This is a genomic window from Lentzea cavernae (assembly GCF_014653695.1).
Lineage (GTDB): Bacteria > Actinomycetota > Actinomycetes > Mycobacteriales > Pseudonocardiaceae > Lentzea > Lentzea cavernae.
In genome coordinates this window covers 253917-266568 of record NZ_BNAR01000008.1, presented here as the reverse complement: position 1 = coordinate 266568, position 12652 = coordinate 253917, and the positions used below count along the sequence as shown (strand labels likewise).

Genomic DNA, 12652 nt, shown 5'->3' with positions numbered 1-12652 from the left:
TTGTTCTTGCACCGTGAGAGCGCTCTCATAAGTGGACTGCACCCGTGACAAGGAGGTCACTCGCGCATGAGGCAACGCCGCCGCATTCTCGCGGCCACGACAGCTCTTATTGCCGCGGTACCCCTGGCGATCGCCGCCATGTCCGCCAACGCTTCGATCCCACCCCCTGCTTCGGGATGGACGCAGGTGTGGGGTGACGACTTCAACGGTTCGAACGGATCGCTGCCGTCGAGCGCCAACTGGATCATCGACACCGGCCACGGTTACCCGGGCGGTCCCGCCAACTGGGGCACGGGCGAGATCCAGAACTACACGAACAGCACCAGCAACCTGAAGCTCGACGGCAACGGCAACCTGCGCATCACCGCTCTCAAGGACGGTGGTGGCAACTGGACGTCGGCGCGCATCGAGACCCAGCGCTCCAACTTCAAGCCCCCGTCAGGCGGCAAGCTCGCCATCGAGGGACGCATCCAGATGCCGAACGTCACGGGCGAAGCGGCCCTGGGCTACTGGCCCGCGTTCTGGACCCTCGGCGCGCCCTACCGCGGCAACTACTGGAACTGGCCGGGCATCGGCGAGTTCGACATCATGGAGAACGTCAACGGGATCAACTCCGTGTGGGGCGTTCTGCACTGCGACGTCGCCCCCGGCGGCGCCTGCGGCGAGTTCACCGGCATCGGCAACTCGCGGACGTGCCCCGGCTCGTCCTGCCAGACGGCGTTCCACACGTACCGCTTCGAGTGGGACGACGCGGCGAAGACGTTCACCTGGTTCGTCGACGGCCAGTCGTTCCACCAGGTGACGCAGGCACGGGTCGGCGTCAACGTGTGGAACGCGATGACGTCGCACGCGGGCCACTTCATCCTGCTCAACCTCGCCATGGGCGGCGCGTTCCCGAACGCGCTGAACAACAACCAGCCGACCCCTGTCGCGGCCACCCAGTCGGGCCACTCCATGGTCGTGGACTACGTGGCCGTCTACTCGTCTGGTGGCGGGACCACCACTCCCCCGACGACCACGACCACCACGTCGAACCCCGGCGGTGGGGGTTCCGCGTACAGCGACCTGCAGGCGGAGAACGCCTCCGAGCGCTCCGGCGGTTCGGTGTCCCCCGGTGACGGCGGCTCCGGAGTCCACCAGATCGCCAACGGCGGCTACCTGAAGTTCTCCGGCGTCAACTTCGGCTCCGGACCGGCCCGGCAGTTCTACGCACGGGTCGCGTCAGGAGCGGGCGGCGGGGTGAGCGGCCTGGTCGAGGTGCGGCTCGGCTCGCGCACGGCGACGCCCGTCGGATCGATCGCGGTCGGCAGCACCGGGGGCTGGGACGCGTGGAGGACCATCCCCGCGAACATCTCGAACATCTCCGGCACGCACGACGTCTACGTCACCTTCACGAGCGGGCAGCCTTCGCCGTACGTGAGCGTGAACTGGGTGAAGTTCGGCACCTGACCCCCTGGTTTGGTGCCGGGGTGTGCCCGTCCGCTAAGATGGCATCCGCACGACACGGATGATTAGCTCAGCGGGAGAGCACTACCTTGACACGGTAGGGGTCACTGGTTCAATCCCAGTATCGTCCATCCAGATGGCGCCGCATTCCTCACGGGATGCGGCGCCGTTTGCTTTGATGGACCCCGTGTACGCCGAACGTCCCGCTCCCGCCGGACTGGCCTGCCTCTGGACGAGCACGGTGTCGTCACCGGCCGTGCAGCGCGTGGTGCCGGACGGCTGCACCGACCTGATGTGGACGCCCGCCACCGGTGCCCTGGTCGTGGCCGGCCCCGACACCTCGGCCCAGCTCGCTTCCTTCGGACCCGGAACGTTGTACGGCGTGCGGCTGCCGCCCGGCGCGTTTCCGTCGGTGTTCGGAGTACCCGCGCATGCCGTGCGTGACCAACGGGTGCCGTTGTCCGAGCTGGTGCCTTCGGCTCGGCTGACGACGTTCTCCTCGATGGTCGACTTCTGCGCCTCGCGGGTCGTCGTGGATCCGGCTCTCGCCGCCACGGCTTCGTTGCTGCGATCCGGTGACGTCGGCGCGGTGGCCTGGGACATCGGGCTGAGCTCACGTCAGCTGCGGCGGCGTTGCCTGGACGCGTTCGGCTATCCGCCCAAGGTGCTGCAGCGGGTGCTGCGGTTCGACGCGGCGATGCGCCTGGCATGGGCCGGCGTGCCGTTCTCCACCGTGGCTTTCGAAGCCGGCTACGCGGACCAGGCGCACCTGGCCCGCGAGGTGAGGGCGTTGGCCGGGCTGCCTCTGGGTCAGCTGATCCGGCCGTAGCGGCGTAGGGTCAGCAGGGCGTCGACCGTGGCGATCGAACGCCATTCGAAGTCGACGACCGGCGTGAAGGCGGGGAACCCGAAGTTCCAGCCACCGTCCTCCTGCTGGCCCTGCTCGAGTGCGCTGAGGTCCTTCTCGAGTTCTTCCTCGGTGAACCACGCGCGGGCGAGGCTGGTGGGCTTCCGCGCGAACTCGTGCGGGTCCAGCCCTTCGCCCTCCGCATACCCCTCGGTGCTCTGCGTGAGGTGCTTGAGCTTCTCGGCGGCGAGTTCGGCACGGGCCCGGTCCGGCACCTCGTCGAGGAACATCGCCGCACCCCGCAGCTCGTACGGGTGGGTTTCCTGGAGTTGGTCGATGTGGAGCCAGCAGTAGTCGGTGGCCCTGTCGAGCCACGGGCCGGTGACTTCGAGGGCGTGCAGGGCGGCCGCGATCTGCGAGGTCAGGAGCAGGCCACCCTGGTCGTCGGCCGCGACCCACGGCGCCTTGGGGTGGTCCTTCGACGTGGACATGCCGAACGGCACGCTGCCGTCGGGACAGGTGTTCGTCAGCCAAGTCACGATCGATTCGGCCTGTTCGGGGGTGCCGACCTCACCGAATATCTGAAGCGCGCGGAGGGCGTGCAACGGCTGGCTGGTGGGCCCGCGGTGGTCGGGTTCGAGCCCGTACCCGTACCCGCCGTCATCGTTGCGGTAGGCCAGCACCGCCCTGACCACCGCGTCTTCGCTCCCGCCGTCGAAGGCGTGCTCGAACAGGCGCTGTTCCAGCGTGCGGGCGTTGTGCCAGAGGAAGGTCCTCGCTTGCTCGATCATGCGTCGAACCTATGCCGGTGGCGGCGCGGGGTCTTGAACGAATCGGCCATGTGACCTGATCTGCTGATTCGTTCGCCTCCTCCGGGAACCGGTCCTATGCGAAAATCCTCCAACAGGGGTGTGGAGTTCTGAGGGGAGCTGGCTGAGATGCTGATGTTCGACGCACTCGTACCCGTGAAGACCGCCGGGTCGGTCGGCAAAAGTATCGGCGCCGCCGTGGGCGCGGCCGCCGGAGCAGCGGCGGGCGCCGGTGCCGGTGGTGTGGCGAAGTTCAGCGTCGACCCGGACCAGGCGCAGAAGATGATCGACGGCCTGAAGGAGTCCCTGCGAAAGCTGCTGGAGCTGAGGAAGGACGGCGCGAAGCTCCAAGCCGCCGGGGCTCCCGGTCCCGACCCTTACAGCGGCTTTGCCACCCTCGCGATGCGCAAGACCGCAGGTACAGAGCCGGGTGGCTACCTGTGGGCGAACGAGCAGGCCCAGAAGGCATTGGAACAGACCATCAAGAACATCGAAAAAGCTCTCGCCGACTACCGGGCTACCGACGAAGCGGCTCAGACCGCGATGAAGGGCTGACACGATCTTGAAGCGCATGACCGCTCTTCTCACCGCCGTCCTCGCGTTCGGTGGGCTGGCCGGCTGCACAGGCAACTCGACCGGCGGCACCCCCACCACTCCCACTGAGACCGGTGCTGGGCAGACAAGCAGCACGCCGACGTCCGACGAGTCACCGTCAGGCCTCAGCATCGCCAAGTACGTCAGCAACCCGTGCGACATCCTCAAGCCCGATCAGGTAGCGACCTTGGGATCCGTGCGGGCAGGCGTGGCGTCGACCAAGGCGCTCGGTCCGGTATGTGTCTGGGATGGAACTGACCCGATCAAGAACTCCGGGTACGACGTCAGCGTGACCGAAGGCAAGGACTTCGAGGGCATGGTCACGCAGGCGAAGGAGAATCCCGTGTTCGTCGACAAGAAGATCGATGGCATCCGGGTCGTCAGCTCTGACGGCACCGACGGAGCGATGTACTGCTTGACCTCGATTCAGGTTTCCAAGACCGATTCAGTCACGGTGCAGATCGCCGCCGCCTCGGACGAACGAGCCACCAAGAAGCCGTGCCCCGAAACCGAGCGGGTAGCGCAGCTGATCATCACAAACCTGAAGGGATAGCTAGATGCCTGGGGATGAGCCGAACGTCACTGGTTTCGCCCTTCTTCCCTTCGCGGGTGGTGAAACGATCTACAAGTGGTTTGAGAACGGCAAAGGACCTGGTCAGAGCACCTCGCTTACCTCGGAGGGCTGGCGTGGTCTTTCGAGCGGACACGAAGATGTCGCTCAGCTGATCGAGAAGGCCGTGCGCGACTCAGGTGCCTCGTGGGAAGGTTCCGCTGGCGACGCGGCGCGTGGCGGTACCTCACCGCTTGCGACGTGGGCCACGGTCACCGGCGACTCGGCTACCCAGGCAGGAACGACCGCCGACACGGTCGGCAGCGCATACGCGGACGCCAAGAACTCGATGTCCAAGCCGCCTGCCGTCCCCGACAAGCCGTTCCTCAACGACCTGGCTCCCTGGGACACCGACTACGACGACGCGCTCGAAAAGAACCAGCAGGTCAGCGAGCAGAACATCCGCGCGTTCAACCAGTACGCGGGCGCTGTCAACGCAAGCATGAGCAACCAGCCGACGTTCATGGCGCCGACCGCCACCGACGGATCGGTCCAAGAGGGACCGCCGGACGGCAACTACAAGATCGACGAGGTCGGTCCCAACGGCAAGAACCCGCCGCCGATCGGGTCGAACCCGCCCGGTGGTACCGGCGACCGCAGCGGCAACGGCGGCACGGACTCGGGCCTGTCCCAGTGGACGCCTCCTGGCGGTAACGGTGGCAAGGACGACGGCACCAGCACGGCCGGCGTGGACGACCCCAAGTTCACCCCGCCGCCCGTGGACACCGGCCGTCCGCCGCCCAACATCGGTGTGCCGACCGTCCCGCCGGACGGCGTGTTCAACCCGAACGACCCGCGGCGCCCTGGCGGTCCGCTCGACCCGAACAACCCGCGCAACCGCCCCGGCGGCACCGGCAACCCCAACGGCCCCGGTGGCCGTGGCATCGGCGGGCCCGGTGGTGGCGCCGGCGGTGGTGCGGGCGGCGGTCGCGGTGGCGGCGGGCTCGGTGGGCCCGGCGGTGGACCTGGTGGCGGTGGCCTCGGTGGGGCCGCGGCGGCCAAGGGCATGGGTGGCCCCGGCGGTATGGGTAGCGGCTTCGGTGGTGCGGCCGGTGTTGCCGGTGGTGGTTCCGGTGGCGCTGGTGGCTTCGGGCCCGGTGGTGGCGGTGCGGCGGGTGCTGCCGGTCGTGGTGGCGCTGCCGGCATGGGTGCCGGAGGTATGGGCGCGGGTGGCGGGCGTGGCGACGGGGCGGAAGACTCCGAGCACAAGTCCGCTTCGTACTTGCAGGAGACCGAGGACATCTTCGGTGACGGAACGATGGTCGCCCCGCCGGTCATCGGCGGATAAGGGGGAAACGTGCTGCGGAGCAGGGTCGCAATCCCTGTCACGGCGCTCTACCAGGCGTGGCAGGCCGCGGGCCTGCCGACGATGCACCGTGCGCTGCTCACCCAGGTCGACTTCGACGAGGCGCTGCTCGAGTCGGGTGACGTGAGTGAGCTCGAACGGTTGCAGAGGTCGGCGTGGGCGCAGCTCGAGCAGTACGGGCTCGCGCGCGGCAACCAGGTCCACCCGGACCTGGCCAACGCGCTGCGGCTCGTGGTCGAGGCCGGTGTGGAGTACTGGGCGTTCTTCAGTCTGAAGGACGGCCCTCAGCAGAGCGTGCTGGTCGTGTCGAACGGCCAGGACGCGCTGCGGATCGTGCTCACGCCGGACCAGCAGTTCGTGCTCGAACCGATCAGGGCGGACGAGGCGCCGCAGGCGTTGATCGGTGCCCTGCCGCCCACCCCGGCGGGCAGGGGCACGCCGATCACGCTGCCCGAGGACGCGCTGAAGCAGAAGCGGCAGCCGTCCTACGAGGACACCGGGTCGTTCATGCAGCAGAGCCGGCCGACGAGCACGCCGAACGACCAGCTCGTCGCGCAGCTCAAGGAGATCATGGGCCAGCCGCGCACCGGCGGCGGTCAGCTCTTCTCGGCCAAGCGCGACCACCTGGGGCGCAAGCAGCGTTGCCTCCACCCGCTGACGTTCATCGACACGCCGAGCGGGCGGTACCTCGCGGCCAAGAGCGAGGGCTGGCTGCGGGTGCAGCCAGCCGACTTCGGCACGCTGGCCCACATGACGGCCACCATGCCGTAACTGTCAGGAGAACCGCAGCGCGTCCGGCCCCAGGTCGGCCGGGCTGCGGTGACCCGACAGTCCCAGCGTCAGGTCGAAGTCCGCCAGCAGACTCCGCAGCACGTGCTTCACCCCGACCTGCCCGCCGTGCGCCAGTCCGTACGCGAACGGCCGCCCGACCATCACCGCCTTTGCGCCCAGCGCCAACGCCTTCACGACGTCCGCGCCGGTGCGGATCCCGGAATCGAACAACACGTCGACCTGCTCCCCCACCGCCTCGACGATCGACGGCAGCGCGTCCAGCGACCCGACCGCACCGTCGACCTGACGACCGCCGTGGTTCGAGACGACCACACCGTCCATTCCGTACTCGACGGCCTTGCGCGCGTCGTCCGCGTGCTGGATTCCTTTGAGGACGATCGGCCCGTCCCAGTGCTCGCGCAGGAACGACAGCTGGTCCCACGACTTGTCGGTGCCGGTGAACAGCTGCACCCACCGCAGGATCGCCATCGGCAGGTCCTCCTCCGGCGACTTCTGCAAACCGGCGCGGAAAACCGGGTCGCTGAACGGGATCGCCGTGCCCACGCCCCGAAGGAACGGCAGGTAGGCCTGGTCCAGGTCGTGCGGCCGCCACGCCAACGTCCACGTGTCCAAGGTGACGACCAGCGCCGTGTACCCGGCCTTCTTCGCGCGGTCCAGCAGCGACGCGCACACGTCGGGGTCGTTCGGCCAGTAGAGCTGGTACCAGCGCGGCCCGTCGCCGGACGCCTCGGCAACCTCCTCGATGGTGTGCGAGGACGCCGTGGACAGCACCATCGGCACGCCGAGCTCGGCCGCCGCCCGAGCGGTCGCCAGCTCGCCGTCGGGGTGCAGGATCGACTGCACGCCAACGGGTGCGAGCATCACGGGCGCCGGCAGCTCGGTGCCCAGCACGGTGACACCGAGGTGCCGCTCGGTCGCGTTCGTCAGCATCCGCGGCACGAGCTGCACGCGCTCGAACGCGGAGCGGTTCGCCCGCACGGTCGCGCCCGAGCCCGCACCTCCCGCCACGTACCAGAACGGGCCCGGTCCGAGCCGGTCGCGCGCGGACTGCTCCAGCGCGTCCGGGTCGGTGGTGAACGGCGGCACCGCGCCACCGAGCCCCTGCAGGTAGATCTCGTTCTGGTACGAGGCGAAGGAGGTCATGCCCTCACTCTGCTATGAAACCGCCTGTGCGAGCTAGACCCGCGCGGCCGCCGGGCTCTTCGCGACCACACGGCGCGGCCAGCGCGATTCCAGCCAGATCGCGATCGGCGCGGCGGTGACCACTGTGGACACCGTGCCGGCCACGAGGCCGATCAGCAGCGCGACGGCGAAGTCCGCCAGCGAGCCGTCACCCAGCACGAGCAGCGCCGCCAGCACGAACAGCACGCCGATGCCGGTGTTCACGGTGCGCGGCACGGTCTGGACGACCGCGTCCGACACCACGTCCGGGTACAGCGCCTTCATCCGGGAGCCGCGGAGCTCGCGCAGGCGGTCGAAGACGACCACGGAGTCGTTGACCGAGTAGCCGATCACGGTCAGCAGGGCCGCGAGGAACACGCCGTCGGCCGTTTTGCCCATCCACGCGAACAGGCCCACCAGCACCAGCACGTCGGTCACCAGAGCGGCGACCGTGGCGAGGCCGAGGCGCCAGTCGAAGCGGACGGCTAGGTAGCCCAGCTGTGCGGTGACGGCGATGGCGAGGCCGATCAGGGCGTTGCGGCGCAGTTCGGACGAGAGCGACGGGCCGATGAGCTCATTGCTCGACTGGCGGGCGCCGCCGTCCACTGCCGAGGAGACGACCTCACCGATGCGGGACGACGTGGCGTCGTCGATGGGGCCGGTGCGCAGGGAGACCTCGTTGCCCGAGGAGGAGACGACCACGTCGGAGAAGCCCGCGTCGGCGAGAGCCGTGCGCACGCGGCCCGCGTCGATCGAGCCGCCCGAGGTGAAGTCGAGCATGCGGCCGCCGGTGAATTCGACGCCCAGGTTCAGGCCTCGGACGAACAGGCCGGCGAACGCCACGAGCACCACCACCCCGGCGCTGATCAGCCATCGCGAGGGGCGTCGGTAGAGAACGACGGACAGACGTTGGCGGACGAAGCCCAGCGTGTGCAGGCCGCTCAGGCGGGGGCGCCGGGCGACGAAACCGGTGCCCATGGCCCACACCACCAGCACGCGCGAGAGCACCAGGGCGCTGAACATCGACGCCAGCACACCGATGGTCAGCGTGACGCCGAAGCCGCGAACAGGCCCTGTGGCCAGCCAGAACAGCAGGCCGGCTGCCAGCAGCGTCGTGACGTTCGAGTCGGCGATCGCGCTCAACGCGCCGCGGAAGCCGTTCTCCGAGGCGCGCCGGAGGTTCGGTTTGCGGGCGTACTCCTCGCGGGCCCGTTCGAAGATCAGGACGTTCGCGTCGACCGCCATGCCGATCGCCAGCACGAAGCCGGCCAGGCCAGGCAAGGTCAGCGTCGCCCCCACTGCCAGGAGCCCCGCGTAGGCGACACCCGCGTAGCCGACCAGGGCGAGCACGGCCAGGAACCCGGCCAGCCGGTAGGCGACCATCAGGAACAACGAGGTCAGGGCGACGCCGATGATTGCGGCCTGGGCGCTGGCCTCGATGGCCTCGGCGCCCAGGGTGGCGCCGACGGTGCGCTGTTCGATCACCTCGACCGGCACGGGCAACGCGCCGGAGCGGATGACCAGGGCGAGTTCCTTGGCCTCCGGCTGGGAGAAGCGGCCGGTGATCGTGGTCGCGCCACCGGCCTGGCCGGCGCCGCAGGGGGTGTCGAGACTGACCTCGGGTGACGAGATCGGCTTGCCGTCCAGCACGAACGCGATCTGGCGGCCGGGGGTGCCGGACGGCTCGCAGGCCGCCTCCCCGGTGACCTTCTGCCAGGTCTTCGAGCCTTCGCCCTGGAACTGGATGTTGACCACGAAGCCCGCGCCCTGCGAGTTGCGCGTGGACTGCGCGTCGGAGATGCCCTCGCCGGTCATGACGGTCTCGCCGCCCCGCTGCACGGTGAGCTGCGCGGTTTGGCCGAGCACCTTCACGGCCTCTTCGGGGTCCTGGACGCCGGGCAGTTCGACGACGATGCGGTTCTCGCCGGAGCGGGCGATCACCGGTTCGGCCACGCCCAGGGCGTCGACGCGGCGGCGAAGGACCTCCAGCGACCGGTCGGCGGCGTCGGAGTCGCCCTTGGCCTCGAGCACGATCTGGGTGCCGCCCCGCAGGTCGAGGCCGAGGCGGGGATCGGTGGTGAGCAACAGGAATGCGGATGCGACGAGGACCCCGAGCGCTGTGAGGGCGCGCACGAGAAGACCCCGGCGCGCGTTGTCGCGCGACATGGGTGGATGAGCCTTCCGGGAGAAGTGGGTGCCGAAACGGGATTCAGCGACCGGAAGGCGGTGAACGAGCGGGCTGCGGGGTCCAGCGGATGCCCTCGGGCGTGCGGTGCACGCGCCGGGCGAGGGAGACGACGTACCGCATCGGCAGCGACGGCTTCGCGACCGGCGGCACGTCGGACGCGACCTGGGCCTGCGGGACCTGCGCGGCGTTCGGGTTGTGCGGCTTCGGCGAGGTGACCGGCAGGTTCGCGAAGTCGTGGCCGTGCCGGACGACGGAACCGGAGGTGGCGGGCTCGGCGGGGGCGGCGACGATGAACAGCTGTCCGAGGAACAGCAGGAACGCGAGCGCGACCGCGTTGCGACGCATCACCGCTTCCTGCCTCCACCGACGTAGACGAGCGCGCCCCCGATGACAGCGCACAACCAGGAAAGCACAAGTGGCTGCATCGTCGTAGCCCCGAACATCAACGCGACGGTCCAGCCGAGCAGGACCAGCGCGGAAACCGCGAGCAGCGACACCGTCACGGCGAGCTTGCGCAGGGTGAAGAGCAGCTTGAACGGACGCAGCCGCAACGCCACGACCAGGCAGCACAGCACCAGCGCGCCGGTGAAGAAGGACAGGTAGGGCGTCGGCCGGGGCATGCCGGCGACGAGCCCGAGTAAACCGCCGCCGATCAGCAGCAACGAGAGCGTGCGCAGCGAGCGCCACACCTGCACCTTGTTCAACTGCAGCGGCGCGGGCCTGGCCGAACGCCGCCGTTGCACGGTCGCGAGGTTCGCCTTCGAGTCCGCGTCGGACGGGTCGAGCTTGATCGCCGTGCGGTACGCGTGCTCGGCGGTGCCCCAGTCGCGCATGCGCAGCGCCGCGTCACCGAGCACCTGGAACGCCCGCGCCTCCGTCGGTGCGAGCTGGGAGGCGTGCAGAGCGGAGTCGAACGCCTCGACGGCGCCGTCCGGGGCGTCGGCCAGCACCTCGGCGAGCACGACGTAGCACCGCCAGTCGCCGGGTTTGCGGCGAACGGACTCCCGTGCCGCGACCGCCGCCTCCTGGTGCCGGCCGAGGTCGCTCAACGCCAGCGCCGCCAGCCGCTGGGGCCAGGCGGGCTCGCCGTCGAGGACCATCGCGCGCTTGGCCGAGTCGAGCGCCTGGTCCGCCTCACCGAGGTCGAGGTGGGCGCCGGCGAGGCGGCACCACGCCTCGGCGTGCCGGGGGTTCGCCGCCACGAGGGGCCGCAACAGGTCGATCGCCTGCCGCGGCTTCCCCGAGGCGGTGAGTTCCGCGGCACGCAGGAGCACCGCTGTCATCGGCTCGGACACGCCTCACAGTGTGACAAAGCGCCTCCGGCCCCCGAACGGGTGACCTCAGCCAGCCGTCCCGAACCAGCGCGCCAGCGCCTCGTCCAGACCCGTCTGGTCCTCGCCGACCCACGCCACGTGCCCGTCCGGGCGGATCAGCGCGGCGGGTGCGTCGAGGTCCTCGGTGACGTCCACGACGTGGTCGACCCGGTCCGCCCAGCCGCCGGCCGACAGGGTGCCGGACTGGTCGAGCAGGATGCCGCGACCGGCGCGCATCTGCTCGTAGAGCCCGCCGCGCTTCAGCCCGAGATCACCGATCCGCCGCCCCACCAGGTCGTTGTCCGACCCGAGGTCGTAGCGGACCGCGACCGCGATGACCTTCTCGGTCAGGTACCGGTTGACCTCCTCGAACCGCACGAGCTCGGTCAGCACCCGCCGCACCGACTGCGGTCCCGGCTCGACCTTCATCAGCTCGATCTGCGCGCGGGTGTTGTTCAGCACCTCCTCGGCCACCGGGTGCCGCTCGGCCTCGTAGGTGTCGAGCAACCCCTCGGGCGCCCACCCCCGCACGGCCGCGGCGAGCTTCCAGCCCAGGTTGAACGCGTCCTGCACGCCGAGGTTGAGCCCCTGGCCGCCGGTCGGCGGGTGGACGTGCGCCGCGTCGCCCGCGAGGAACACGCGGCCGGACCGGTAGCGCTCGGCCTGCCGGGTGGCGTCGCCGAAGCGGGACAGCCAGCGCGCCGAGTGCACGCCGAAGTCCGTGCCGGCCACGCGCACGAGCTCCCGCTTGACCTCGTCGAGCGTCGGCATGGCGGCGCGGTCGGAGTTCACGCCCTCCGCGGGCACGATGACGCGGTACGTCGCGGTGCCGCCGATCGGGCCGATGCCGAAGCGCTTCTGCGTCTTGCGGATCTCGAGCATCACCGGCATCACGTCTTCCCACGGGACGCCGATCTCCATCTCGCCGAGCAGCGTCTCGACCCGCGTGGGCTCGCCGGGGAAGTCGATGCCGGCCAGCTTGCGCACGGTGCTGCGGCCCCCGTCGCAGCCCACCAGGTACTTCCCCCGCAACGACGTGCCGTCCGACAGCTCGACGGTCACGCCCTCGTCGTCCTGCGCGAACGCGACGACCGTGCTGCCGCGCCGGATCTCGGCACCGGCTTCGACGGCGTGCTCGGTGAGCAGCCGCTCGATCTGCGGCTGCGGCAGGCCCAGGACGAACGGGAACTTCGTGTCCAGCCGCTCCGGCGCGGACCTCTCGATGCCGGCGAAGAACCCGGCGAGCGGGTGCGTCGTGCCCGCGTCCAGGAACCTGTCGGCGATCCCGCGCTGGTCCATCACCTCGATGCTGCGCGCGTGCAGCCCGAGCGCCCGGACGACCTTCGTCGGCTCCGCGTCCCGTTCCAGCACGACCACGCCCACTCCGTGCAGCCGCAGTTCTCCGGCCAGCATCATGCCGGTCGGTCCGCCGCCGGCGATGATGACGTCGATCATGGAGTGATCCCCATTTCCCCAGGTGGATGACGTTGGCCGGGAAATGATGAGGGACACCCGGGGTCTTGTGGCAAGACCCCGGGTGCGCTATATGTTGAAGTGGGAGGAGAGCAGAGCTCTCCTTTTTCTCG

The 12652-nt window shown here is 69.7% G+C and carries 12 protein-coding genes and 1 tRNA gene; 7 read left to right on the top strand and 6 right to left on the bottom strand.

Going from position 1 to position 12652, the window contains the following annotated elements:
• The first annotated feature begins 66 nt into the window (after nt 1-66).
• From IE307_RS26545 to IE307_RS26535, 3 genes are all read left to right on the top strand, one after another.
• On the top strand, nt 67-1449 hold the full coding sequence (locus IE307_RS26545; RefSeq protein ID WP_191302064.1) for a carbohydrate-binding protein: 1383 nt from the start codon (nt 67-69) through the stop codon (nt 1447-1449).
• 56 nt (nt 1450-1505) lie between these two features.
• Nucleotides 1506-1577, top strand: a tRNA-Val gene (locus IE307_RS26540).
• A 47-nt stretch (nt 1578-1624) separates the two neighbouring features.
• Nucleotides 1625-2275 carry a helix-turn-helix domain-containing protein gene (locus tag IE307_RS26535; protein ID WP_191302063.1) on the top strand — a complete coding sequence of 217 codons (651 nt, stop codon included), beginning with the start codon at nt 1625-1627 and terminating at the stop codon, nt 2273-2275.
• Here IE307_RS26535 and IE307_RS26530 read toward each other — a convergent pair.
• Nucleotides 2257-3084, bottom strand: a complete 828-nt coding sequence (locus IE307_RS26530) for a hypothetical protein (RefSeq protein ID WP_191302062.1) — start codon at nt 3082-3084, stop codon at nt 2257-2259. The genes IE307_RS26535 and IE307_RS26530 overlap by 19 nt on opposite strands.
• Before the next feature lie 147 nt (nt 3085-3231).
• On the opposite strand from IE307_RS26530, the gene IE307_RS26525 reads away from it, so the two are divergent.
• Genes IE307_RS26525 through IE307_RS26510 form a run of 4 tightly spaced genes read left to right on the top strand, consistent with a single transcriptional unit; the run spans nt 3232 to nt 6383 of the window.
• A complete protein-coding gene (locus IE307_RS26525; protein WP_191302061.1) occupies nt 3232-3657 on the top strand; it encodes a hypothetical protein in 426 nt (141 codons plus the stop codon).
• Between the two features lie 16 nt (nt 3658-3673).
• The gene (locus IE307_RS26520; RefSeq protein WP_191302060.1) at nt 3674-4249 is read left to right on the top strand and encodes a DUF3558 domain-containing protein; all 576 of its coding nucleotides are present in this window, start codon (nt 3674-3676) and stop codon (nt 4247-4249) included.
• Nucleotides 4250-4253: 4 nt separating this feature from the next.
• Nucleotides 4254-5594, top strand: a complete 1341-nt coding sequence (locus IE307_RS47485; protein WP_191302059.1) for a PPE domain-containing protein — start codon at nt 4254-4256, stop codon at nt 5592-5594.
• A gap of 9 nt (nt 5595-5603) precedes the next feature.
• Nucleotides 5604-6383, top strand: coding sequence for an ESX secretion-associated protein EspG (locus IE307_RS26510; protein WP_191302058.1), 780 nt, complete (start codon nt 5604-5606; stop codon nt 6381-6383).
• A 3-nt stretch (nt 6384-6386) separates the two neighbouring features.
• On the opposite strand, the gene IE307_RS26505 is transcribed toward IE307_RS26510, so the two are convergent.
• Genes IE307_RS26505 through rox form a run of 5 tightly spaced genes read right to left on the bottom strand, consistent with a single transcriptional unit; the run spans nt 6387 to nt 12521 of the window.
• Nucleotides 6387-7547, bottom strand: coding sequence for a lactate 2-monooxygenase (locus IE307_RS26505; RefSeq protein ID WP_191302057.1), 1161 nt, complete (start codon nt 7545-7547; stop codon nt 6387-6389).
• Between the two features lie 33 nt (nt 7548-7580).
• Entirely contained in the window at nt 7581-9731 is a 2151-nt protein-coding gene (secD, locus tag IE307_RS26500) for a protein translocase subunit SecD (RefSeq protein WP_191302056.1), read from the bottom strand.
• Between the two features lie 43 nt (nt 9732-9774).
• Entirely contained in the window at nt 9775-10098 is a 324-nt protein-coding gene (locus tag IE307_RS26495; RefSeq protein WP_191302055.1) for a hypothetical protein, read from the bottom strand.
• Nucleotides 10098-11048, bottom strand: coding sequence for a tetratricopeptide repeat protein (locus tag IE307_RS26490; RefSeq protein ID WP_191302054.1), 951 nt, complete (start codon nt 11046-11048; stop codon nt 10098-10100). Before IE307_RS26490 ends, IE307_RS26495 begins: the two co-directional genes overlap by 1 nt.
• A 45-nt stretch (nt 11049-11093) precedes the next feature.
• Nucleotides 11094-12521 carry a rifampin monooxygenase gene (gene rox, locus IE307_RS26485; RefSeq protein WP_191302053.1) on the bottom strand — a complete coding sequence of 476 codons (1428 nt, stop codon included), beginning with the start codon at nt 12519-12521 and terminating at the stop codon, nt 11094-11096.
• Nucleotides 12522-12652: the final 131 nt, after the last annotated feature.